General features: G+C 44.2%; 17 protein-coding genes, 2 tRNA genes and 1 pseudogene. 9 read left to right on the top strand and 11 right to left on the bottom strand.

Annotated elements, in window-relative coordinates:
* Window positions 1-375: 375 nt before the first annotated feature.
* The 6 genes from I6E86_RS01370 to I6E86_RS01345 all read right to left on the bottom strand — a co-directional run bounded on the left by I6E86_RS01370 (window position 376) and on the right by I6E86_RS01345 (window position 5750).
* Window positions 376-1323 (bottom strand): ribose-phosphate pyrophosphokinase, encoded by a 948-nt coding sequence (locus I6E86_RS01370; protein WP_194363496.1) that lies wholly within the window; start codon window positions 1321-1323, stop codon window positions 376-378.
* A gap of 110 nt (window positions 1324-1433) precedes the next feature.
* A tRNA-Gln gene (locus I6E86_RS01365) sits at window positions 1434-1509 on the bottom strand.
* Window positions 1510-1753: 244 nt separating this feature from the next.
* Window positions 1754-1829: transfer RNA gene (locus tag I6E86_RS01360), tRNA-Gln, on the bottom strand.
* A gap of 157 nt (window positions 1830-1986) precedes the next feature.
* Window positions 1987-2961, bottom strand: coding sequence for a 4-(cytidine 5'-diphospho)-2-C-methyl-D-erythritol kinase (ispE, locus tag I6E86_RS01355; RefSeq protein ID WP_197174744.1), 975 nt, complete (start codon window positions 2959-2961; stop codon window positions 1987-1989).
* Window positions 2962-3046: 85 nt separating this feature from the next.
* On the bottom strand, window positions 3047-3679 hold the full coding sequence (gene lolB / locus I6E86_RS01350; protein ID WP_197174743.1) for a lipoprotein insertase outer membrane protein LolB: 633 nt from the start codon (window positions 3677-3679) through the stop codon (window positions 3047-3049).
* 145 nt (window positions 3680-3824) lie between these two features.
* The gene (locus tag I6E86_RS01345) at window positions 3825-5750 is read right to left on the bottom strand and encodes a tetratricopeptide repeat protein (RefSeq protein WP_197174742.1); all 1926 of its coding nucleotides are present in this window, start codon (window positions 5748-5750) and stop codon (window positions 3825-3827) included.
* A 590-nt stretch (window positions 5751-6340) separates the two neighbouring features.
* Here I6E86_RS01345 and hemA point away from each other — a divergent pair.
* From hemA to I6E86_RS01325, 4 genes are all read left to right on the top strand, one after another.
* A complete protein-coding gene (hemA, locus tag I6E86_RS01340; protein ID WP_197174741.1) occupies window positions 6341-7762 on the top strand; it encodes a glutamyl-tRNA reductase in 1422 nt (473 codons plus the stop codon).
* Between the two features lie 485 nt (window positions 7763-8247).
* A complete protein-coding gene (locus I6E86_RS01335) occupies window positions 8248-9381 on the top strand; it encodes an aminotransferase class V-fold PLP-dependent enzyme (RefSeq protein WP_197174740.1) in 1134 nt (377 codons plus the stop codon).
* A gap of 234 nt (window positions 9382-9615) precedes the next feature.
* Window positions 9616-10053: a YeeE/YedE family protein gene (locus I6E86_RS01330; protein ID WP_197174739.1), complete on the top strand. Its 438-nt coding sequence runs from the start codon at window positions 9616-9618 to the stop codon at window positions 10051-10053.
* Between the two features lie 98 nt (window positions 10054-10151).
* Window positions 10152-10571: a DUF6691 family protein gene (locus tag I6E86_RS01325; protein WP_197174738.1), complete on the top strand. Its 420-nt coding sequence runs from the start codon at window positions 10152-10154 to the stop codon at window positions 10569-10571.
* Window positions 10572-10678: 107 nt separating this feature from the next.
* Here the strand turns inward: I6E86_RS01325 and I6E86_RS01320 are convergent, their stop codons facing one another.
* Complete coding sequence (locus I6E86_RS01320; protein ID WP_197174737.1) at window positions 10679-12343, bottom strand: AMP-binding protein; 1665 nt, start codon at window positions 12341-12343, stop codon at window positions 10679-10681.
* Window positions 12344-12793: 450 nt separating this feature from the next.
* Between I6E86_RS01320 and I6E86_RS01315 the strand changes: the two genes are divergently transcribed.
* Window positions 12794-14929, top strand: a complete 2136-nt coding sequence (locus I6E86_RS01315) for an NADPH-dependent 2,4-dienoyl-CoA reductase (RefSeq protein WP_197174736.1) — start codon at window positions 12794-12796, stop codon at window positions 14927-14929.
* Window positions 14930-15330: 401 nt separating this feature from the next.
* Here I6E86_RS01315 and I6E86_RS01310 read toward each other — a convergent pair whose 3' ends face one another.
* Both I6E86_RS01310 and I6E86_RS01305 read right to left on the bottom strand, forming a co-directional pair.
* Window positions 15331-16104, bottom strand: coding sequence for a lysozyme inhibitor LprI family protein (locus tag I6E86_RS01310; protein WP_197174735.1), 774 nt, complete (start codon window positions 16102-16104; stop codon window positions 15331-15333).
* Between the two features lie 136 nt (window positions 16105-16240).
* Window positions 16241-16657, bottom strand: a complete 417-nt coding sequence (locus I6E86_RS01305) for a VOC family protein (protein ID WP_197174734.1) — start codon at window positions 16655-16657, stop codon at window positions 16241-16243.
* Window positions 16658-17126: 469 nt separating this feature from the next.
* Here I6E86_RS01305 and I6E86_RS13865 point away from each other — a divergent pair.
* Together I6E86_RS13865 and I6E86_RS01300 are read left to right on the top strand one after the other, a co-directional pair.
* Window positions 17127-17234 (top strand): annotated as a pseudogene (locus I6E86_RS13865) (hypothetical protein); the annotation flags it as partial.
* Window positions 17235-17336: 102 nt separating this feature from the next.
* Complete coding sequence (locus I6E86_RS01300; protein WP_197174733.1) at window positions 17337-18563, top strand: serine hydrolase domain-containing protein; 1227 nt, start codon at window positions 17337-17339, stop codon at window positions 18561-18563.
* 223 nt (window positions 18564-18786) lie between these two features.
* On the opposite strand, the gene I6E86_RS01295 is transcribed toward I6E86_RS01300, so the two are convergent.
* On the bottom strand, window positions 18787-19821 hold the full coding sequence (locus I6E86_RS01295; RefSeq protein ID WP_197174732.1) for a lipoate--protein ligase: 1035 nt from the start codon (window positions 19819-19821) through the stop codon (window positions 18787-18789).
* 272 nt (window positions 19822-20093) lie between these two features.
* Window positions 20094-20507: a hypothetical protein gene (locus I6E86_RS01290; RefSeq protein ID WP_197174731.1), complete on the bottom strand. Its 414-nt coding sequence runs from the start codon at window positions 20505-20507 to the stop codon at window positions 20094-20096.
* A 452-nt stretch (window positions 20508-20959) separates the two neighbouring features.
* Here I6E86_RS01290 and I6E86_RS01285 point away from each other — a divergent pair, with 452 nt between their 5' ends.
* Complete coding sequence (locus I6E86_RS01285) at window positions 20960-21889, top strand: DMT family transporter (RefSeq protein ID WP_197174730.1); 930 nt, start codon at window positions 20960-20962, stop codon at window positions 21887-21889.
* A 222-nt stretch (window positions 21890-22111) separates the two neighbouring features.
* Window positions 22112-23218: an alkene reductase gene (locus I6E86_RS01280; RefSeq protein ID WP_197174729.1), complete on the top strand. Its 1107-nt coding sequence runs from the start codon at window positions 22112-22114 to the stop codon at window positions 23216-23218.
* Window positions 23219-23284: the final 66 nt, after the last annotated feature.

Genomic DNA, 23284 nt, shown 5'->3' with positions numbered 1-23284 from the left:
CGTGATGATGGCTAAAAAGTATCGTTACTCATATTCGTTATGATTCATAACAGATACAAGGCACGACTTTAGCCGTTTGCTCACAATAACGCTTTTGTGATAATTATCACCACTGTATGCATTATTTTGGGCATGATCAGCACTTCGAATGATGCCAACCTGATTGAATCAAACAAACAGTCGGCACAGGCGCGCATTATACGTGATTCTGTAGCAATAATAAAGACCTACGCAAAATGACTGCGTAGAATCAGTAATCAAAGCGACTAAACAAAAAAAGCCCCAAGTAAGAGTACTTGACGCTTTTTCTTAAACTTAAGCAGTATTTTATAACGAGCATTGCCTGAAGGACACGTGACAAATACTCAATAAAATCTAAGCGTCAAACATGGCGCTGATAGATTCTTCGTTATTGATACGGCGTAAGCTTTCAGCAAGCATTGGCGCGATACTAACCTGACGAATCTTACTACAGGCTTTTGCTTCAGCAGATAGTGGAATGGTATCAGTCACAACCAATTCATCTAATGCAGATTCATTGATGTTTTTGAGTGCATTACCAGAGAGGACAGGGTGAGTAATGTAAGCTAAAACGCGGCGCGCACCATTGGCTTTCAATGCTTCAGCAGCTTTACATAGCGTACCGGCGGTATCAACCATATCATCAACAATGACGCAATCACGGTCACGAACATCACCGATGATGTGCATCACTTGTGATTCATTGGCGCGTGCACGGCGTTTGTCAATAATCGCCATGTCAGTATCGCCTAATTGCTTAGCCATTGCACGAGCACGAACCACGCCGCCCACATCAGGTGAGACAACCATGATGTTGTCATAATCTTGTTTTTGTAGGTCATTCAATAGCACAGGCGTGCCGTAGATGTTGTCTACAGGGATATCAAAGAAACCCTGAATCTGATCTGAGTGCAAATCAACGGTCATTACGCGATCGATACTAACGATGTTTAGCATATCAGCGACAACTTTGGCCGAGATAGGCACACGAGCTGAACGAGGACGACGATCTTGACGCGCATAACCGAAATAAGGCATGACAGCCGTGATACGACCAGCACTAGAGCGACGCAAAGCGTCTGCCATCATCATAATTTCCATCAAGTTGTCATTGGTCGGTGCACAAGTAGGCTGCATGATAAACACGTCTTTACCACGCACGTGTTCTTTGATTTCTACGGCAATTTCGCCATCAGAAAAACGCGTGATGTCAGCTTTACCAAGAGGTATATGGAGATGATCGGCTACGGTTTTTGCTAATTCTGGGTGGGCATTGCCCGTAAAAATCGCCAAATAAGGCATGACAGAAGTCCTATTGATTGACTCAAGCAGCGACCGCTAAGCAGTGTCAAACTGCTCAAATTCAGAAAAGAGTGGTGAAAAAGATTGATGACTACTATTACAGTAAAAAATGGCAGGGGTAGCTGGACTCGAACCAACGGATGTCAGGATCAAAACCTGATGCCTTACCAACTTGGCTATACCCCTGTAATGTCTAGATGGTGTACGTCGATATTAACGGAAACTTTTGATAAAAGTCATTGTTAGTATAACGTCACAACCTGTTCGCTATTTTATAAACGGATAAACCATTTACAATATAACGTTTCCCTAACGGTGCTCATTGCGAACTATACCGAAACTGGGATAACGTTGTCAATGTCAATACGATAAGCGGGTATGTATAATACTGCTTATGTTATATGCACATCAAACGCTTTGAGCTTAAAAATGGCAGGGGTAGCTGGACTCGAACCAACGGATGTCAGGATCAAAACCTGATGCCTTACCAACTTGGCTATACCCCTATTGAGGCGACCTATTATAAGTAAATTTTCAGATTTTGCAAGTCCTTTGCGGCTTTTTATGGCATTTATTCACAAATCATGAAAGATAGCATCGTTTTGGCATCCTACGATACCTAAAATTTTCACTACTGTGATACCAAAAAGAAAAGAACTAACATCATAAATGTGAAGCCAAACTACTTACTACATACCCAGCACAAGGTGCTTCCGCAACCCACTTTGCTAGAAGTGTTTTGTCAGTAGCCACGCTCGTATCCAATGGCAAAAACACCGCGCTACCAGAGCCAGTCATGCGTGCTGTAGCTAGTGCTTGCTGCTCTAACCCTTGCAAGTAATGCAAAGCCTCTTCAATAACAGGAGAGAGGCTCGTCACTACTGGCGTAAAGACATTGTGATAGGGTGCATTGAGAGTTTGTACATAATCCGCGTATTGGCTTTGAATGGTTGCAATCGATAGGGGCGTGATGTCTCGCTTTAGTTTTGGATGCGCGAATAGCTTTGCAGTATTGACATGGGCGTCAGGCGTTAAGATTAAATACTGCTGTTCTGGCAAATCAATCGCGGTCAGCTCCTCACCGATACCCATCGCGATAGCATCACGCCCAAAGATAAATATGGGCACATCCGCACCCACTGTGGCACCGATTTTTATAAGCGCATCACAGGACAAATTAAGCTGCCAAATCTCATTGAGCGCAAGCATAGTCGTCGCTGCATTAGAGGAGCCACCGCCTAACCCTGCGCCCATTGGTAAGTACTTGTCTACAGTGACAGCTACTTGTGCTAACTGCTCAGGTAAATTGTCTGACTGTATAGTAGACACTAGCAACGCGCGTGCCGCTTTAAAAATTAAATTATCTTCTATGCTAGCAGTAATAGCCTCTGCACCAACCAATGTCAGTAGCTGATGACAAAGCTTGTTAGCATCTAAGTTATCATTATCCGTATAAATCACTGCATCATCTGCCACCGAAAAATGCAAATAATCGCCCCAATCAAGCAGGCGAAACACGGTTTGCAAATCATGATAGCCGTCATCACGCTTATCCGTAATGTGCAAAAATAAATTAATCTTTGCAGGGGATAAGCGAGTAATGGTAGAGGCAGATTGAACGGCGAAACTTTCAGTCATAGCTTTTAACCATAAATTTTAGCCATAACTTTCAGTCATGGATGGCGGTCTTTATAAGCAAAGGAATGCAATAAAAATCTTATCGTTAATGATTGATGGTCATCACAACTTTGTTGCCTTGAGGTTGTACGGCACTGATTTTGCTTGGTAGTTTCTCATCACCTTTATAAGTGAAACTGGCACTCCAGTCACCATTGACTGAGCTGACCAAACGGTTTTGACTATCTAGCTTTGGTGCACTGTCTGAAGGTGCAGGGCGTCCAGATACCCAATACGGCATTTGCGAGATGGGCGCTTGCCAGCCTGTGGCTTTTTTGAGTAAAGTCTCAGGATCATCCGCAGTCAAGGTACCGGTCTTTTCGCTGACGAGAGTCGCTGTCTGACCATTGTATTCAATGTTGGTTTTACCAATCCCTAGTGCGCCAATCAACTCGATCGCAAAACGGTCGTTTTGCTGACCCCATGCATAAAACGCACTACCACCTTGAGCACCAGTTGAGTCATTAGCCGCTGTCGTGACGCCAATCTTACCGGTGATATTGAAGCTCTCTAGCTTTTTGGGCTGCTCAGCGTTTTGAGCTTGTATGGTAGTCATAGGCTGGCTAGTCGCATTGGCTGTCTTTAGTGACTGACAGCCTGATGTGATGACCATCGCTGCGGCCATGGCACTAAATAGCGCCAGTTTATTTGGTTTATAGGCAATGATTGATGCTGACATAAGGTGTTCTCGCAAATAGAAAAAGGAGCAAATGATCAAAGCGTTTAGCTTAAGCGTTATTTGTTGCTCGGTTATGCCCGGCTGTTAGTGTCTTATAAGTGCATTGTAAACACGGATCAAAAGGCTGAGCAGGGAGGGTTTACTATCAATATAGCTGTATGCGGTCATTGATGTTGTGCTGCCCAAATGAGAAACGCTGCTGCAAATCTGTCAGTAGAGCTTCGACTTCGTTATTGTTACCCAGTCCTTGATAAGCACGCAATAAGAGCGTACCTGAGCGCAGCGTTGGAAGGACATCATAAGGTGTTTGCAGATAGTCGATGACTTGCTGATAGTTTTCTTTGGCCAGTGCGTTACCTGCCAGTATATTAAGAGCTTGCAAATGCAGTTCGTTGTCGTAGCGAGGGTCATCGTAGCGAATTTTAATAATCGATGTCGCGAGTGTCAGCCCTTGTTCATAGCTGCGCTCATTGGCCAGTAGTAACTGTGCATAGCTAAGCTGGTAGGACAAATTGCTAGGATCTAGTGCCTGCAAATGATTGAGCAAGGTGCGTTTGACGATATAGTCGTCTTTGTCATTCAAGAGCTGGGCACGTGCAAACATCAGCATTTCATTGTCAGGGTATTTACGAGCAGCTCGCGTGAGCAAGCGCAGCGCTTCTGCGGAGTCGTTTTGCTGCCATAGAATATCAGCTTGCATCACAAAGGTATCGGGTGCAAACACCGCAAAGTCTTTGCGCAGCTTTTCTAACGTCGCAATAGCCGCATCGACATTGTCATTGAGTAATTCAAAAGCGACCACCTTTCTACGAGCTTCTAGTACCAAATCCTCTTGCATGACACCATTGAAATAGTATTTGGCCTGTTCAAATTTCTGCTGACGTTCTGCACTGATACCAAGATAGTAATAAGCTTGGTTGAGGTAAGTAGGACTCTTGGCGAGCATGTTTAGCAGGCTGTCAGCGCTCGCATATTCTTCGATATCTAGGCTTACCAATGCTGCAAGCAAGGTAATCTCGGCATCATCACTGAAGCGGCCATGCGCCTCGAGCAATAACTCCCAAGCTTGCTTACTTTGTTTTAAGTCGAGCAGGTAGCGAATCTCGTATAAATACAGTCTTTTGCTATCAGTGTTACGTAAACGTGCTTGACTGATATATTTGAGAACCGTCTCTGATGTGACGATTTTACGTAATATATCGGCTTTTAAAGTGATAAAGGGTACGTAATCGGGCTGACGATCTAGCGCACGATTGATATGGACAATAGCAATCTCAGGCTCATTGAATTGATAGAGTAAACCGGCTTTTAGTACAGACAGTGACGCATTTTGCTCACTGTCCAGAGGTTGCAAGGCGGCGAGTAATTCGCGCTTATCCTCATCATCATTGGGATAAATACCAATCAAAATCTCACTCAAATCGGCACGCGGATCGTAACGCAAGATACGGTTTAAGGTTTCGCCAGCTAGAATGTAATCGTGCGCCCGTAACGCCAAATGCGCGACATAAAACCAAGCAGGCACGTGATCAGGGTTTTGATCTTGCCATGACTTGGCAAACTGCAATGAATCTTCAACTCTCTCACTACGCAGCGAGAGGCTAAGGGCTCTCTCAAATACTGCAGTGGCATCTTCTTTAAAAGATTGCTGCTTATAGATCGCAATCGCACGTTGCTTGTCATTACGGTCAGCAGAAAACTCTGCATCCAATAGCGCATATAAACTGGGTTCATTGAGCTCTGGCTGCCATAAACTGGTGGGTGCTAAACCATCGATGTTGGTCACATAATCTTTGGCTTGGCTGTCGTCGCCGGATGTACCAATATCATTACCGCTATCAGTTCGTCTAATAACACTATTGGATACGGGTATCTTTGGGATTTGTGCTTCTACTGGGGTATCAGGATGACTGGCATAGGCAGGTGCTGTGAGGCACAGGCAAACCGCCAATGATAGCGTCAGCTTATATCGTTGGCACAGACGCTCGATAACGACTTGCAACAGAGCACGGAGGCTGTGTTGCTCGCTATGTGGAGGACTTGCTCGAAATAATGATCCGAAAAAAACCATAGACAACCGTATTCGCCCCTGATTTGCCTCTGTAAAAAGCAATTTTATCTTAATCATTTCAAATAAAATGGTAACCACGATTACCCATGGCAGACATTATAAGAGTAGACAGACAATCTATACAATAGTGTCCGTGTTACTCAGATAGTGGCAGCTATTTAGTTAATACTAGCCATCTAGTGACAAGCGTTATCTTAAAAGCCTATAACGATTGGCAGGGAATGTCTCAACATTTATAGTGATAGCAATTAAAAGATAATCAAAAACAGATAAGCATATTGAACAGAATATTATGGAAATATAACAAGTTATGGTTCAGTAAGCGAATGATTTAATGTGCTCTGACTGAGGAATTGCTCAAATCCAACCATTGGTTTTATCAATCACATGAGTAGTTGATTTGTTACAGTAATGCCCAGATACAGACAAATAGTCATCATAGCTGGGTGAGTGTTAATTAAAGCTAGCAATAATGATATAATAGGCGGTTTTTAGGGTTTTCCTTTTAACGCTGTCATCAAAGACTGTCTTTTAAAAATAATAAGATAGCGTCAGAGGCAGATGAGCATCATGTTTATGGTCTATCGATAATGAGATTAGTGGTCATTGGGGTCAATCACAAAACTGCACCAGTCGCTCTGCGAGAGCGCTTGGCACTTGTGGGTGACGATGTGAATGTCGCACTTGAGCAGATAGAGACCTTTACGGATGGTAGCGTGATTGTCTCCACCTGCAATCGTACCGAGATTTATGCGCTGGTACCGCAGACCCCAACCCATCAAAGCTCGTCATCACAGATATCGGGCTCGTCATCATCGGGCAGTCAGTCAGTGGATAGCCAAGCCGCCGAATCTGCTGAGCAGTCGTTGTCTAACTTTGTCAGTAGCACCAACGTTTCTGCGGCTGCTATGAGCAATCATATCACTAAGATTAAGACTTGGCTTGCTGATTTTAAAAAACTGCCGCTCGCTGATATTGACCCTTATCTCTATGTACACCGCGACACTCATGCATTGACGCATTGGCTGAGAGTAGCCGCTGGGCTTGATTCTATGATCTTGGGTGAGCCGCAGATTCTCGGTCAGATCAAGCGCTCAGTACATCTGGCACAAGAGCAAAAAGTATTGAGTAATCAGCTTGGCTGGATCGTCGATCAAGTGTTTGCCGCTGCCAAGCGAGTTCGTAACGAGACGCAAGTGGGGGCTCAGGCAGTATCACTCAGTTTTGCCGCAGCCAAATTGGTCACACAGATATTTGATGATTTGCCCAGTCGTACGTTACTGGTCGTCGCGGCAGGTGAGATGAATCGTTTGGTCGCCACCCATATTGCAGGTCTTGGGGTGGGGCGCGTTATTATTTGCAATCGTAATCCTGAGCGTGCGGAAGCATTAGCGGCTGAACTGCGTCATCCTGACCGGCGCATAGAAGTACACCCTTTGCAGGCATTACCGCAATTATTATCAGAAGCAGATATTGTCAGTAGTTGTAGTGGCAGTATGGATTTATTGATTGATAAACCCATGACCATACAGGCACTGAAGCGTCGCCGTTATCAGCCGATGCTGATGATAGATTTGGCGGTACCGCGTGATATTGACTCGACCATCAGCCGTATTGATGATATCTATCTGTACTCTATCGATGATTTGCAGCACGTGATTGCAGGCAATATCGAACAACGTCGCCAAGCAGCAGTCGATGCTGAACTGTTGGTCAGTCAATTGATTGTTGAGATTGATCGTCGCTTTCAGGTGCGCCAAGTGGGCAAAGATATCCAGCAGTATCGTGCTTGTACTCAGGGTCAAGTCGAGAAGCTGCTGCAGGAATCTATTGCTCAGCTGCAACAAGACAATACCAGCCCAGAAGACATCATTACCGAGCTATCAAGGCGTCTGACCCAAACATTGACCCATGCGCCATCGAAGCTGATGCGCAAAGCGGCTCGCGAGGGAGATAGTGATCTGCTCGATTTTGTGGTATCAGGATTGCAAGACGCTCATCGAGGGCATTGACTGTCTCGCCGTAGCGGTCAGTTGATGTCTGTTAATCAACGTATCAATCAACGCTTCAAGTAGCGTTAACCACTCATACCTACTAATATTTTCCTATTGATAAACTCCTTATCATCAAAAAGCTTCTTATCAATAAATGCCTAATAGCGCAAGCCATATCGTTGCCTGCGCGTGTCGTTGTCAACACTCAGCATCAGTGCTAATATCAAGCTCTCACAAATGGCTTGGTTAACGTATTATAGTCAATCCACTACGAAAGAGTGATAGCGTCTATCTCACTTGAGTCATGACTGATACCGCTGTATTCGGTCGCATTCTTACTCTTTTACATAGATGCAAATCTTTTTCGTTAGCCTTATATTCTGTGTCCTTCAACCATCAATGATATCTGACAATATGGGTATTCCTATTATCTGCAGGTTCAGACATCATGGTATGAGATGTGAAGAGCCATTTATTATCTACCCATACACTAGGAGTGTTCAATGCCTGCATTACGTCAAGATATCGATCCAAACGGCTTATTAGAGTATTCAGTGGTTTACACCGATCGCGCGCTGAACCATATGTCAAAAGCCTTTCAGCAAGTAATGAACGACTTATCTAGTGATCTAAAATCTGTGTATAACGCTGACGCAGTGGTGATCGTGCCTGGTTCTGGTACTTACGGCATGGAAGCAGTCGCTCGCCAGTTGGCAAATGATGAAGACTGCCTAATTATTCGTAATGGTTGGTTCAGCTATCGTTGGACGCAGATCTTAGAAAAAGGCAAGATTGCAAAATCGACTACCGTTTTGACAGCGCATCGTGAAGAAGGCAATGCTGCAAAGCCGTTCTCACCTGTGGACATTGACGAAGCAGTTGCGAAGATTCAAGAAGAAAAGCCAGCTGTCGTGTTTGCACCGCATGTTGAAACCTCATCGGGCATCATCTTGTCAGAGGACTATATCAAAGCCTTGAGCGAAGCTGTGCATAGCGTTGGCGGACTGTTAGTCATTGACTGTATTGCTTCAGGCTGCGTCTGGCTAGACATGAAAAAATTGGGCATCGATGTGCTGATTAGCGCACCGCAGAAAGGCTGGAGCAGTACACCGAGCGCTGGTTTGGTCATGCTAAGCGATGCGGCTGTCACAAAAGTAGACAGCACTGAGTCAGATAGCTTCAGCATCGATCTAAAGCAATGGTTGAATATCATGCGTGCCTACGAGAACGGCGGTCATGCTTACCATGCAACGATGCCGACAGACAGCTTGCGTCAGTTCCGCGATGCCGTTAATGAAGCCAAAGCAATTGGTTTTGATAAGTTGCGTGACGCGCAGTGGACGCTTGGTAAGCGTATCCGCGAAGTACTAGAAGACAAAGGCGTTGAGAGCGTCGCTGCTGCAGGTTTTAAAGCACCTGGCGTTGTCGTCTCTTATACTGATCGTGATGATATGCATAAGGGTAGCGCGTTTGCTGAAATCGGGGTGCAAATCGCTGCTGGCGTACCATTGAAAGTGGGCGAGCCTGATAACTTTAAGACTTTCCGTTTGGGTCTATTTGGTTTGGATAAATTGACCGATATCGATGGTACCGTAGCGCGTTTTGAAGCGGCACTTGATAAAGTGCTGAGTCAGTAATTATAGCCATCAAGAAGGCTCTCAAAGATATTGACGTGATAACTTATTAAGTCTTATTCACCGCCTTTTTTAAAACCTTTGCAGAGCAGTCTTTACAGTTATAAAAAATACTGGACCATTAGCATTATGCTAGGTTCAGTTTTTTTTACCTTTTTATTATATTTTATAATATAATGTATTTTTATAAATTAATATTTAAGCACGTATCTAATAAACCTAATTAGGTAGTCCGTTATGAGCATACAAATAGACTGGCAAGCATTTACACCGACCTCCTTAGTAGGGGGACTAATGCTAGGTGTAGCGACGGTTATCTTACTGTTGGGTATCGGTCGTATCGCAGGTATCAGCGGTATTTTTTCCAGCTTGCTAAAACCCAAGCGTGTCGAGATGTGGCAAGTGCTATTTATACTGGGCTTGGTCATCTCACCACTGCTTTATAAGCTGGCAAGACCGTTACCTGAGGTAGCTATCAGTACCTCTCTGCCATTATTAATTGGTGCAGGGTTATTGGTCGGCTTTGGGACGCGTTTAGGTTCAGGATGCACGAGTGGACATGGTATCTGTGGTAATGCACGGCTCTCTCCACGGTCATTGGCAGCGACCGTCACCTTTATGTTGTTTGGAATTGTGACCGTTTATATAGGTCGTCATGTATTAGGCCTGCTATAGCTAACTCATGGCATATGGCCAGATGAATGCTAATAATTGGGCTCACGCGCGAACGACATATGATGATTAATAAAAGACAATAATAGCGAGATACGACGATGCTAAAAAATATAATCGGATTGCTGGCAGGATTGCTGTTTGGACTTGGGCTACTGGTGTCAGGTATGACCGATCCTGCAAAGGTACAAGGATTTTTGGATATCTTTGGTGCATGGGATATCTCCCTTGCCCTTGTGATGGGCGGTGGTCTGATAGTGGCGTTTTTCGGTGTACGATTGGCAAAGCGTCAGCAGACGAGCTGGGTTGGCACATTAATAGAGATACCAAGCAAAACCGTCATTAATAAAAAATTGCTGATTGGTGCGATGTTGTTCGGTATTGGCTGGGGATTGGTTGGTATTTGCCCAGGACCAGGAATTGTACTGCTCGGTACTGGCCAATGGCAAGCCTATGTGTTTATTCCTGCCATGATTATAGGAATGATGGTTTATCAATGGCTTGAGCCTAAGCTTGGCTGATATCGTTAGTTTTATATAATAGGCTAGCGCTCAAAAAAAGGTCAGCTATACATCGCTGACCTTTTTTATGGGTGTTAAGTGATAACATGACTTAATAAGTTGCCGTTTTATTTCACACTAGCGGTTACTTTTGGCGTTTCGTGTGCCAATGACTTTGCTGCTTGGCGTAGCTCAAATTTTTGCACTTTGCCTGTACTGGTCTTGGGTATTTCTGCAAAAACAATATATTTAGGTACTTTGAATCCCGCTAAATGTTGCTTACAATGCGCCATCACAGTATCGCGCTGTAAGGTATTGCCTTCATGGATTTCAATAAAGGCAACAGGCACTTCGCCCCATTTATCATGGGGTGCAGCGACGACCGCACAGCTCAGAATTTCAGGCAGTTTGTACAAGACGTTTTCTACCTCGATACTAGAGATATTCTCACCGCCTGAGATAATGATATCTTTGAGTCTGTCCATGATTTTGATGTAGCCATCAGGATATTTGACACCCAAATCACCAGTGCGGAACCAGCCATCAGCGAATGCTGAGTCAGTCGCTTGGCGGCTTTTTAGATAGCCTTTCATCACCATATTGCCACGTAGCGCCAGTTCGCCCATTTCCTGACCATCAGCAGCAACGGGTTCAGTTGTACCTTGCTTAAACACCTCAAACCCTGCCATCAAATGTGACGTCACACCTTGGCGCGATTTCTTTTGGGCACGTGTCGCCACATCGATCTCATCCCATTCTTCTTGCTCTGCGCAGACTGTCACTGGTCCGTACACTTCGGTAAGACCGTAGACATGCGAGATATGAAAGCCCATGGCTTCCATAGCTGCCAGCATGGTTTCGGACGGCGGTGCACCAGCGACCCAACCTTTGACCGTATGGGTAATGGCTTCTTTATACTCAGGTTTGCCGCCGGCAATCATATTGTGTACGACAGGCGCTGCACAGTAATGGGTGACCTGATGCTTGGCAATTAGCTGTAGTATTAAATCGGCATCAATATTACGCAAGCAAACATTGACCCCGGCACGTTCAGCGATGGTCCACGGAAAGCACCAGCCGTTGCAGTGAAACAGCGGCAGCGTCCATAGATACATCGGATGCTTTGGCATATCCCAATCCAAAATATTAGAGATAGCATTGAGAGTTGCTCCGCGGTGATGGTAGACCACGCCTTTGGGCTTGCCTGTCGTACCAGAGGTATAATTGAGTGCAATCGCATCCCACTCATCTGTCGGCATCTCCCAATTATCCAAGCTGTCTGAGCTGGCAACCAAATTCTCATAGCTCATTTGCCCAAAACGCTCGACACTGACAGCATTATCGGTTGAGTGAATGACGATTAAATGAGGGAAGGCCTCATTAATGATATCGGCATAGTCAGCAAACTCGCTGTCTAAGATGAGAACCTTTGCCTCTGAGTGCTGCAAACAAAACGTTAGCGCATTGATATCGAGACGAGTGTTCAACGTGCAGAGCACACCGCCAGACATCGGGATGCCAAAAGCACATTCGACCATCGCTGGGGTGTTTGGCAGCATGACGGCGACCGTGTCGTTTTTATCCACGCCCAGTTTACGCAGTCCATCAGCCAGTTGTCGGCAGCGATCATAGGTCTGTTGCCACGTCTGAGTGAGGTTGTTGTGTGCTAGGTCATCATAAATGATAGCAGTCTTGTTAGGATATACTTGAGCGCTGCGAATGATAAAATCGATAGGGGTAAGTGGTTGATGGTTGGCGGCATTTTTGCCAAGACCCGTGTGGAAGTCTGTCATGGTGATAATCCTTTATCGTATTTCTAATATTTGGTAGCACTATTATGTTGAACCGTGATTTCACAGCATCATTCGGTACTATAATCTAGCACAGAAATTATTTGGGTAAGTCGATATTTATCGATTAAAATATATCATCGTAATACAATATTGTTAAGCATACTTATCGTATTATGACGAATAAGTAGTCGTCTATTATAGGCAGTCATTTATTATAAACAGGCTGCCTATGATACTGGCCTGATTTTTAGTGCTTGCTTAATCATACGCCATTCTTCAGTCTAATAGACCGCACCATTTATTATTGCAATCAATATAGTGCTCACTCATCAGTCGCTTGTCTGCATAGCTGACAATAATCGCGGTGTGTTACGATACCAGTAACGCTAAATCTCATAGCACAACGGTTCTTCAGAAATAGTCCAAAAAACCATTCATAAGGAAAATGATATGTCCGCCAGCCGCTCTGACAATACAATTGACACCGCCAGCACCAATGAATACTACCCGCATTTATTTGAGCCACTAGATTTGGGCTTTACGACGCTAAAAAACCGTATGGTCATGGGCTCTATGCACACGGGTCTCGAAGACCGTTTTTATAACTATGGCAAGCTGGCGGCTTATTTTGAAGAGCGTGCCAAAGGCGGCGTGGCGATGATGATCACAGGTGGTATCTCGCCCAATCGTGAAGGCTGGTTGCTGCCTGCTGGCGGGACGATGAATACCAAAGCCGACGTCATCAATCACCAGCGTGTCACTCGTGCCGCGCACAAGCACGACAGCAAAATTATCATGCAGATATTGCACAGTGGTCGTTATGGCTATCATCCTTTTGCAGTGTCATCTAGCCCGATTAAGTCACCAATCTCACCGTTCAAACCGCGTAAGATGAGCATCAAGAATATTGAGCAGACGGTCAAAGACTATGCGCGCTCAGCCAAACTTGCTAAGCAAGCAGGCTATGATGGTGTTGAAATCATGGGTTCTGAGGGCTATTTGCTCAACCAGTTTTTATCAAGTCACGTGAATAAGCGTAAAGACATTTATGGCGGTGATATTCATGGTCGTATGAAGTTTGCCGTGGATGTGGTGAGAGCAGTTCGCGAAGCAGCAGGCGCAGACTTTATTATCTTATTCCGCCTGTCAGTGATCGATTTGGTCAAAGACGGTAACGTTATGGATGAAGTCATCACCGTAGCTAAGGCACTAGAAGAAGCGGGCGTGACCATCATGAACACGGGTATCGGCTGGCATGAAGCGCGTGTGCCGACGATCGTGACCAGTGTGCCACGAGCAGCTTTCGTTGATTTCACTGCTGAAATCAAAAAGCACATCAATATCCCGATGATGGCCGCCAACCGTATCAACATGCCAGAAACAGCAGAAGAGATCGTCGCTAATGGTCAAGCAGACATGATTCAGATGGCGCGTCCGTTCTTGGCTGATGCACACTGGGTCAATAAAGCCAAAAACGGTCAGACAGATCGCATCAATACCTGTATTGCCTGTAACCAAGCGTGCCTCGATCATACGTTTGAAAACAAACGCTCAACGTGTTTGGTGAACCCACAAGCTTGTTATGAGACAGAGTTGGTCTACAAAAAAGCGAAAAAAGCGAAAAAAGTTGCCGTCATCGGTGGCGGTGTCGCTGGTATGTCAGCTGCTCATGTAGCCGCGTTACGTGGTCATAAGGTGACCTTGTTTGAAGCCAAAGACGTGCTAGGTGGTCAGTTTAATTATGCCAAAGTCATCCCTGGTAAAGAAGAGTTCTTTGAGACCGTTCGCTACTATATTAATGAGCTTGAGCACTTAGGCGTTGAGATCAAACTGAATACCAAAGTTGATAAGGACATGCTTGAAAAAGCCAAGTTCCATCATGTCATCGTCGCAACTGGCGTTGTCCCTAGAAGCCTAGAAGGTAAGCTCGAAGGTGCTGATTTGCCGCAAGTCATCAGCTATGCTGAGCTGCTCTCTGGCGAAAAAGCTGTGGGTAACACAGTAGCAGTCATTGGTGCAGGTGGTATTGGCTTTGATGTCAGTGAATACTTGACCGCCAATCATGGTCAGTCGCTTGATGAGATCGGCCCTGATGGACTAAAAGACCCAAGCTATCGTCCTGAGCCGCAGTCTATTAGCGAGTGGCGTGAGGAGTGGGGCGTGACCAATGATACCAACTATCAAAGTGATGGTGGTCTGGTCAGACCGCACGCGATCAAGCCAATCCGCCAAGTCTATCTGATGCAGCGTAGCAAAGGCCGCCTAGGCAGTGGTCTAAACAAAACCTCAGGTTGGGTACATCGCGCGCATATCAAATCGCACGGCGTCATCCAAGTGGCTGGCGTGCAGTATGACAAAATCACTAACGAAGGCATCTGGGTGACTAATGCACAAGGTCAAAGCCAGCTGTTACGTGTCGATAGTGTCGTTGTTTGTGCGGGTCAAGAGTCAGTTGTTGAGCTGATGCCAAATGTCGGTGATGCGCCAGACGCGCAATATCATCTAATCGGCGGTGCTAAGCTAGCAGCTGAATTGGATGCCAAACGTGCAATTCGTGATGGCGCTGAGGTTGCAGCAGCGATTTAAGGTTTTAAGTTAAATATCAAAGCGGCGAGATTGATTATCTTGCCGTTTTTTTTGTTTAGAATATAGGGTCTGTTGAACATTCAAATGTGGTGCTGGCAGTTACTATTTTTTAGACAATATGCAGTGGAATTTTTGAAGCCTAGTCATTCTAGGTTAAACAATTTCGCCATATATTGGCAAAAAATAGTACTGCCCTGAAAGGCTGATGCTAAAATCACCCCAAACGTTGTTGCAAGCCTAGCTAAGGTCTCGACATTATCGTCGGTTTGCGCCTAGTTTGGTGCAATTTTAGCAATCAGCAGCCCTAATATTTGAATGTTCAACAGACCCTAAAATTAGCACAAGATTGTTATTTCGATGGAGATAAAATCTAGCCTATCATTGCTTTGAATCTTGAAAACCTAACGCACCTCACGCTCTAATATAATGCTGTCAAAATACCCTCGCATACCACAATGCAGTTCTCTGTATTGATTATCAATGTCTCTTAATAACAATTGAATCTGGCCTTTATAAAGTGCTGGATATAAACGCAGCTCAACAGCTTTATCTGGCTGATCATCATTGATGACCCAATGATTTTCTGACCATATGGCTTTACTCTCTCCCAAGTCGCAGGTATGAGCATTGGTAAAAACCAAAACGCCCTCGATAATGGAAAGGTAAGGTTTATTAGCGACACTATGAATCGATACCGTGTTTGTTGCCTCTCCTGTATCTTCCCAGCGCTGAGTACCTGAATTGTATAGTGAGATTTGAGATTTCTGAGAAAAATTACCAAAAGCATTTTTACTCGGTAAATCAGAACGACTTAACTCATCTGAAAAATCCCAAGCCACACCGTAATTGGCTTGCGCTTCGATATACTCTTTATACTCACGTATCAGACATTCTTCACTTTTACAGGTATCACGCTGAAACGTAAGCCATGTGCGTTGATTGGCAATGAGTCTATCTTTAAAAACTTTGCTGTCTTCATAATTAGAAGAAGTGGCAAGATTGCTTTTATACTTTTTTGCCATGGTCTCATCAAGTTTAGAAAGCTCAGGACTGTCGCAAACGGTTTTTTCTACCCACGTAGCAGCCTTGTTGCAATCAAAACTTGCTGCATTGGCATAAGTGGAGAGTAGACAAGCGCCTAAAATACTGATGGTAGTGATGCATAATTTTTTCATATCATCCTCGTTTCTAGCGCTTGATTGTATTTTAGGTAAGCTATAAATGCGATATACGTGTCATCATCACTTTCTACAAAAAACGAATCAGTCCATCCATCTATCCATCCTAGCCCAACTAGCTAGCCTCACTCATTTACCAACTGCCAATATTTTCCATCGAAATCCAAGGCTCAATAGGCTCTAAGTCTTCGCCACTTTGTAGCAGTTCAATCGAGATATTGTTAGGGTCTTTAACAAAAGCCATATGACCATCTCTAGGTGGTCTTAATATCTCGACCCCTGCCTGTATAAAGGTGTCGCACTGCGCGTATATGTTGTCGACTCTAAAGGCAAAGTGCCCAAAATTATCGCCATTGGAATACTCTTTTTCATCCCAGTTGTGAGTTACCTCAATCTCTGGCGCACCCTCATGTGTTGCTAAAAAATATAAGCTGAATCTGCCAGATTCAGAGTCTCTCTTTCTTAGCAGTTGTAAGCCCATAAGATCACAATAGAAAGATAACGTTTCTTCTAGTTTGTTGGTTCTAATCATTGCATGTAAGTACTTCATAAAAATGCCTTAATGTTTTTTTTATAAAAAATGGAGTAATGGTAGGGTGCTTGTCATGCATCATTAATATAGTCGAACCACTCTTAAAGGGTTACGGCGTTAGATTCGCTTAGCCTACCACTGTATAGTCAAGTCTATACAAATCCGCTACATCGTCATCCTCGCTAAGCATACTCATGTATAACTTTCACTCAACTTCCGTGTATCGAAATTATATTGAACCGACTATATTACTTGCGCTCGTCTGCTTTGTATCATTTTGACATTGGTTGACTATAGGTAAAATCTCAAATAGTGTATTGATGATATCAATACCATTGATTATATAAAGCGCATTTGTGTCAGTAATTTTTTATCAAGCAGCATGCCTTGCGATACTTGCTAGATTAAATTTGACATCGCAAAATCCAACCCTGTATTCCTGCCACCAACGATTCTTTAAAGTCTGCAACTTGCGCCGCTAATTTAAGTCGCTGGCGTGCAGTATGACAAGGTCACCAATAACCAAGGCCAGAGTCAGCTGCTACGTGTCGATAGTGTCGTGACCTGTGCAGGTCAAGAGTCAGTTTGCCGTCTTTTTTTATTTATGTGCTTTTAAAATAAACGCTTAGCTCGCACACTGGCTATAATTGATGGTTGCCAGACACAGAAAATTTCGCCATATAAAAAGGATTTTACGATGGCTGTATTGAGAATATTATTTAAATGGATAGTGCTGCCTATCATAGGGCTGTTAGTGGTTATTAGCCTCGGTTTAGTCGTGACGGGTAACGCCTATATTTTTCGAGGGCTACAGCTCACTTATTTTAAAGGTGAGGCTACTGCCAATATCGATGATTATGTTGATTTTGATAATCGGACGATTCGTTCCAAAGATCCTATCAAATGGGACAAAGACCCCAGCTTCGAGCAAATTAAACTTACACCTACCTTACAAAATGCCTTGGACACAGACCAAACGGTTGCCTTTGCTATTATAAAAGACGGCAAGCTACTGTACGAAAATTACTGGCAGAGCTACAGTAGCGACTCGCATACCAATAGCTTTTCTATGGCAAAAACCGTCACGACTATGCTTTATCTTAAAGCGGTAGAAGACGGCTATATCGACAGCATTGATGAGCCAATTACTACTTGGCTGCCAGAATATGTCGACAATCAATACGCACAGAACTGCACGCTTGCAGATTTATCAGCGATGACCTCAGGCTACGATTGGACAGAGGACTATTACTTTCCCATCAATCCCACAGCAGAGTCCTACTATGGTCATGACTTGGTTAAGCAAATGGTCAATCGCGATTTTAAAGAGGCATGCGGTGGCCAATTTGAATACTCATCAGGCGACACACAGATGCTTGGTATTGCACTGTCGCGAGCGCTAGAGCCACATGGCTATACTATCTCTAGCTATTTAGAAGAAAAGTTCTGGCAGCCACTAGGGATGGAAGGCGATGCTTACTGGTCACTTGATGGTTCAAAAAATATTGAAAAGGTCTATTGCTGCTTAAATGCGAGTGCGCTGGACTTTGCTAAATTTGGACAGTTGCTATTGAATGGTGGTGAGTGGCAAGGCGAGCAGCTACTGAGTAAAGCGCATGTGGAATGGATGATCACGCCCAATGCCGCCGCGTTCACAGAAGGGCAGGCGCAGGTATATGGTCATTCGGTATGGACGGATATGGACAGTCCGATTCCTTTTTATGCCATGCTCGGTCATTTGGGACAGCGAGTGTTAGTGCTACCAGAAGGGAACGCGATCATCGTTAGATTGGGTAAGCAAAAAGGCCTGCCTACGCCCGTAGAGGGTTTTCATCTAGAGCCAGATTTGGGTCAGTACGTCACTGAAGTCAAAGCTATCTTAGATAATTTACCTGCTCAGACTACATTGCACAAAACAGATTGAGCGTGTTGTTAAAGGGATGAATAGGATGACTCTATAAGATAGCTATCTTATAGAGTTATAGTCAATCCTCTATAAATTGGATACGGTGTCAGTCTCGCTTAGCCTACTAGTTGTAATACTTTCACTCAACTTCCTTGTATCCAAATTATATTGAACCGACTATACCTCTTATTTTTGGATGCATATCTCACTTAGCAATGACTCAAAAGGACTGATTTATACATTAAGCTTCCATCTCGCCAACCAACCAGTTCTCAAAGTCATTTACTTGCGCTGCCAATTCAGGTTGCGCTTTTGCTAAGTGATCAAGATTATCTTGAATCTTGCTCTTATTGTATTTAACACCTGTCAATGTCTCTTTAAGCAAATCAATCAGCTCAACATTTAGCGCGTCAGAGAAGATGACAACCTCTGTAATCATCGCTTGCTTCACATCCATATGTACATCCATCATGCCCCAATCAAAGCGCGTCTCGATATGATGAGTGAACTCAGGCGTCTTGCCAAAACGCCAATCCCAATCTGCCATCTGCTGATAGTAGGTGTTCAGCGTCGGCTGCTTGGCAAGACTGGCTTCATCCAACTGCTCAACTGCCGCAGCCTCTCCATAATACTCACAAAACGCCTCGATAATTGCATCAGATAACGTCTCATGATTGATAGCGTCATTGAACTCTACTAAGTTTGCTACGCGAGCGCGTACCGACTTGATGCCCTTTGCTTTGAGCTTTAATGGATGTGGATTCAGATAGTCGCCAAGCTTTTGCATGTTGGCATTGACCAGTAATGTGCCGTGATGAAAGCTGCGATCAGCGGCATGTTTAAATGCGCTGCCTGATATTTTTCGGTCGTCGACTTGCATGTCATTACGACCAGATAGCGTGGCGTCTATACCCAATTTTTTAAGCGCATTGATGATGATGGTAAAGTTAGCCGTTTGGTCGTAAGCGTGTTTTGGGGACAAAAAAGTGAAATTGGTGTTGCCCAGATCATGAAATACTGCGCCGCCGCCACTCTGACGCCGCGCCAAAAATACATCATCTGCATCCATTTTATCCGTCTTGCACTCGACCCATGGGTTTTGTGAGCGCCCAATGACCACAGTCTCAGAATTGCGCCACAAGAATAGGGTATGCGTGTCTGGGGCTGATTGCTCTGTTCCTTCTTGTTCTGTCCCTAGCGCTTGGAATATCCAGTCCTCGGTTGCAAGGTTGAACCAAGGGTTGGTCACGGCAGATTTTAAGATACGCAGTTTCATTACTGATCCTTTTGAGTAGGAGGTTTTAGCTTGGCTTTTATAAGTAGATACTGACATCTTTACCGATGCGGAGCTGGAATTCAATGGCTGTCTAGTAGGTAGTGTGGCTTGGGCTTTGATTAAGGTGAAGCAATTCAGTAGATTGTTTGAATGAGGCTTATGTTAGAGCTAAGGCTGATGCTTCAAGTTTTTAGCGGGCGGAAATAAAAGCCAAGCAAAGTGCTCAGCTCAATTAAATGTTAAAAATTCACAAATTACAAAAGTACTCTGCTCTATTCAGCACAGATTTCCCATTTTGATTTTTTACTGACATAACAGGTTAGTATCTCTTTACCAGATTGCGCGTAGGCCTCACTGACGATGCTTTGATTGGTCGGCAGGCGATATCTGATAATCGCTGGCTCATCATTGACGGTGGTCGTCCATCCTGTCACATCACCACTATCGTTATAGTTTGCACTGTTAGAGGTGGCCATCTTGCCAAACCCTGGCAGGGTGTAAGAAGCCTGTCTAAACGCATAGCTCATTGACGCCCCCTCAACCACATCGTACTGACAGTTTAGCTTTTTCTGCAGTTTATCTTGCTTATAAATATAGCAAACGGTCGAATCTGAGTATTGCCCAACCCCGCAAAATCCTGCCGTCGCCACTGACATACTACCGATGAATAACGCTATCCTTTTCATAATGTTCCCTCAATAAATGACAAAATTAATAGTTGATAAGTAAATCCGTTAGAAGCGGATATTTGCTGTCCATATTTTTGCACCACCAGCAATAAACCAGCACCATCACAAACTATAATTATTTAGTAAACAAAAATCAACTAATGGCGTTATAAATATTATTATAAGTGAAAACATAGATATCACCGATAAGAGCCTACCTAGTCATAGATATTATTGAATTAGACTGCCACCGCACCTTACTATAAGAAGCGCTCAACATAAAAGTATTGTTTTGCATAGTGCGTATTGGTAAACAATAAACGGTCAGAAATCTTATAAAACACTCCCCATCGCACCATTTAAAAGTTATCATCGTAAGATTTTATAAATTGCTAATTTTACGACTAACCAGATGCCTATGACCGACACGAGTTGGCAGGTTCAGTCGATACGCTTAATAGGATTGCCCAATGACCAACCGTGACCTCATCATCTTTGTGACGCTCTCTTTTATGTGGTCACTCTCTTTTGTGTTTTATCGCATTGGCGTGCCTGAGTTTGGCTCATTGGCTTTTGCCAGTCTGCGCGTGATATTCGCCGGACTGGTCATGTTGGTCTTTGTATTACTAAATAAGAAAAACAGAGTCGGTATTAAGGAGCATTGGAAAATGCTCGCGCTTGTTGGTTTGTTTTCCGCAGCGCTACCCTTTGTGTTGTTCTCATTTTCTGCTCAGTCAGTGAATGCAGGGGTGCTGGCCGTACTAAACGCCTCGGTACCAATGATGAGTGGTTTTATCGCCCGCGTGTTTTTTAAAGATAGGCTATCTAAAAAACAAGCGCTTGGGTTGGTCATCGGTGTGGTCGGAGTGATTATATTAATGAGTGAGAGCTTGTTTGGTGGCGGTGAGCAGGGCAAAGGCTTGGTCGAAGGGTTGTTACCGATGGGCTATGCGCTATTGGCCTGTGTCGGCTATGCCGTCGGTGCTAATATCACCAAAAACTACTTATACGATGTCTCGCCGGTCGCTATCACAGCAGGATCGCTCATCATTGGTAGCATAATCATGCTACCAGTGGCCTATAATGAGTTCCCTTATGGTCAAGAAATCAGCATAAAAGCATGGGTGTCAGTGATTTGTATTGGGGTCTTTTCGACCGCCATTGCCCTTATTTTTATGAATCAATTGATCAAAAATATTGGGCCGACGCGTGCCACCAGTATCACGTTGGTGATTCCAATTTTTGCCATTATCTTGGGATATCTATTACTTGGTGAAGCCCTAAATATTCAAGCTATTGTCGGTTCGGTGGTAATATTGTTCGGGACTTATCTGTCATTAGAGTTGTCTATCAAAAAGATACTACAGTCCAAAACTGGAACTCGAGCGAAAAGTGTTTAAGCGTTATTAAATAGTATTAGTAGTAAGGCCTTACAAAGATTTAATTACGTGAATATTGGTGTTTCTGTTTGTAAATATTGCTTGGAATAATCATATCTGCCCCCTATAAAGAACAGGCTTATGAGTAATGTGCTTGGTAAATTAAATCAATAAAACTAAGCGCTATTGACCAATAAATACTAAACCTATCATGTAGGTTTAAAACAACAAACAAGGCTTTTTATGGCACACGATAATTTATTTGAAACCGTAGAGATGGGCACCCAAACCCTAAAGAACCGTATCATCATGGCACCATTAACGCGTCTGCGTTCAGTTGAGCCAGGTGATGTACCAACAGCACTTGCTGGTGAATACTACTCACAACGTGCAAGCTCGGGTCTCATTATCACTGAGGCAACACAAGTCTCATTCCAAGCAAAAGGCTATGCAGGCGCGCCGGGCGTTCATACTCAAGATCAAAGCACTGCATGGAAAGCTATTGTAGATAATGTCCATGCTAAGGGCGGCAAAATCGTCGTACAGCTATGGCATACTGGTCTGGTTTCTCATGAGAGCGTGCAGCCTGATGGCAAAGCGCCAATTTCTGCGTCAGATGTTCATGTTGGTATCCGTACCTCATTGCGTGATAGCAACAATCAAGCCATCCGTGTTGAAGCAACGACACCGCGCCCAGCCACACTTGATGAAATCAAACAAGTCATCGCTGATTTTGCTCAAGCAACCAAAAACGCCAAAGAAGTAGGGTTTGATGGGGTAGAGATTCATGGTGCTCATGGTTATCTGTTGCATCAATTCTGGGTTGAGCAAACCAACCAGCGTGATGATGAGTACGGTGGTAGCCGCGAAAACCGTGCACGTTTGACGCTAGATGTTATCGATGCCTGTGTCGATGCTTGGGATGCTGATCATGTTGGTATCCGTATCTCGCCACTTGGTACATTTAACAATGTAGAAGCTGGTTACAACGAAGAAGAAAACATTTGGATGATCGAGCAGATCAACAAACGTGGTCTGATGTATCTGCATCTATCAGAGCCAGATTGGGCAGGTGGTACGCCTTATAACGATGCATTCCGTCAACGTGTCCGTGCTGCGTTTGATAATACCATTATCGCAGCTGGCGGCTATACGGCCGAAAAAGCTGAGAAAAACGTGAAAGCGGGTTACATCGATGCCGTTGCATTTGGTCGTGACTATATCGCCAATCCCGATCTGCCTGAACGTATCCGTGAAAATGCTGCACTGAATGAGCAACATCCAGAAAGCTTTTATGGCGGCAGCTCAGAAGGTTATACTGATTATCCATTTCTAAAGCAGGCGCAGTAATCTAGTCATCAGCTTTGATGATTGAGTAATCACTGACGTACAAAAGAAGCCACCTGACTCTCATAG

Origin of the sequence: Psychrobacter sp. SWN149 (assembly GCF_015864565.1) — a bacterium.
Taxonomy (GTDB): Bacteria; Pseudomonadota; Gammaproteobacteria; order Pseudomonadales; family Moraxellaceae; genus Psychrobacter.
The sequence above is the reverse complement of the archived record's forward strand: the minus strand, read 5'-3'. Positions and strand labels throughout refer to the sequence as shown.

Coding starts and splice junctions, on each gene's coding strand:
- I6E86_RS01370 (WP_194363496.1), bottom strand. CDS start 1,323: ATGCCTTATTTGGCGATTTTTACGGGCAATGCCCACCCAGAATTAGCA.
- ispE (WP_197174744.1), bottom strand. CDS start 2,961: ATGACTGAAAGTTTCGCCGTTCAATCTGCCTCTACCATTACTCGCTTA.
- lolB (WP_197174743.1), bottom strand. CDS start 3,679: ATGTCAGCATCAATCATTGCCTATAAACCAAATAAACTGGCGCTATTT.
- I6E86_RS01345 (WP_197174742.1), bottom strand. CDS start 5,750: ATGGTTTTTTTCGGATCATTATTTCGAGCAAGTCCTCCACATAGCGAG.
- hemA (WP_197174741.1), top strand. CDS start 6,341: ATGAGATTAGTGGTCATTGGGGTCAATCACAAAACTGCACCAGTCGCT.
- I6E86_RS01335 (WP_197174740.1), top strand. CDS start 8,248: ATGCCTGCATTACGTCAAGATATCGATCCAAACGGCTTATTAGAGTAT.
- I6E86_RS01330 (WP_197174739.1), top strand. CDS start 9,616: ATGAGCATACAAATAGACTGGCAAGCATTTACACCGACCTCCTTAGTA.
- I6E86_RS01325 (WP_197174738.1), top strand. CDS start 10,152: ATGCTAAAAAATATAATCGGATTGCTGGCAGGATTGCTGTTTGGACTT.
- I6E86_RS01320 (WP_197174737.1), bottom strand. CDS start 12,343: ATGACAGACTTCCACACGGGTCTTGGCAAAAATGCCGCCAACCATCAA.
- I6E86_RS01315 (WP_197174736.1), top strand. CDS start 12,794: ATGTCCGCCAGCCGCTCTGACAATACAATTGACACCGCCAGCACCAAT.
- I6E86_RS01310 (WP_197174735.1), bottom strand. CDS start 16,104: ATGAAAAAATTATGCATCACTACCATCAGTATTTTAGGCGCTTGTCTA.
- I6E86_RS01305 (WP_197174734.1), bottom strand. CDS start 16,657: ATGAAGTACTTACATGCAATGATTAGAACCAACAAACTAGAAGAAACG.
- I6E86_RS01300 (WP_197174733.1), top strand. CDS start 17,337: ATGGCTGTATTGAGAATATTATTTAAATGGATAGTGCTGCCTATCATA.
- I6E86_RS01295 (WP_197174732.1), bottom strand. CDS start 19,821: ATGAAACTGCGTATCTTAAAATCTGCCGTGACCAACCCTTGGTTCAAC.
- I6E86_RS01290 (WP_197174731.1), bottom strand. CDS start 20,507: ATGAAAAGGATAGCGTTATTCATCGGTAGTATGTCAGTGGCGACGGCA.
- I6E86_RS01285 (WP_197174730.1), top strand. CDS start 20,960: ATGACCAACCGTGACCTCATCATCTTTGTGACGCTCTCTTTTATGTGG.
- I6E86_RS01280 (WP_197174729.1), top strand. CDS start 22,112: ATGGCACACGATAATTTATTTGAAACCGTAGAGATGGGCACCCAAACC.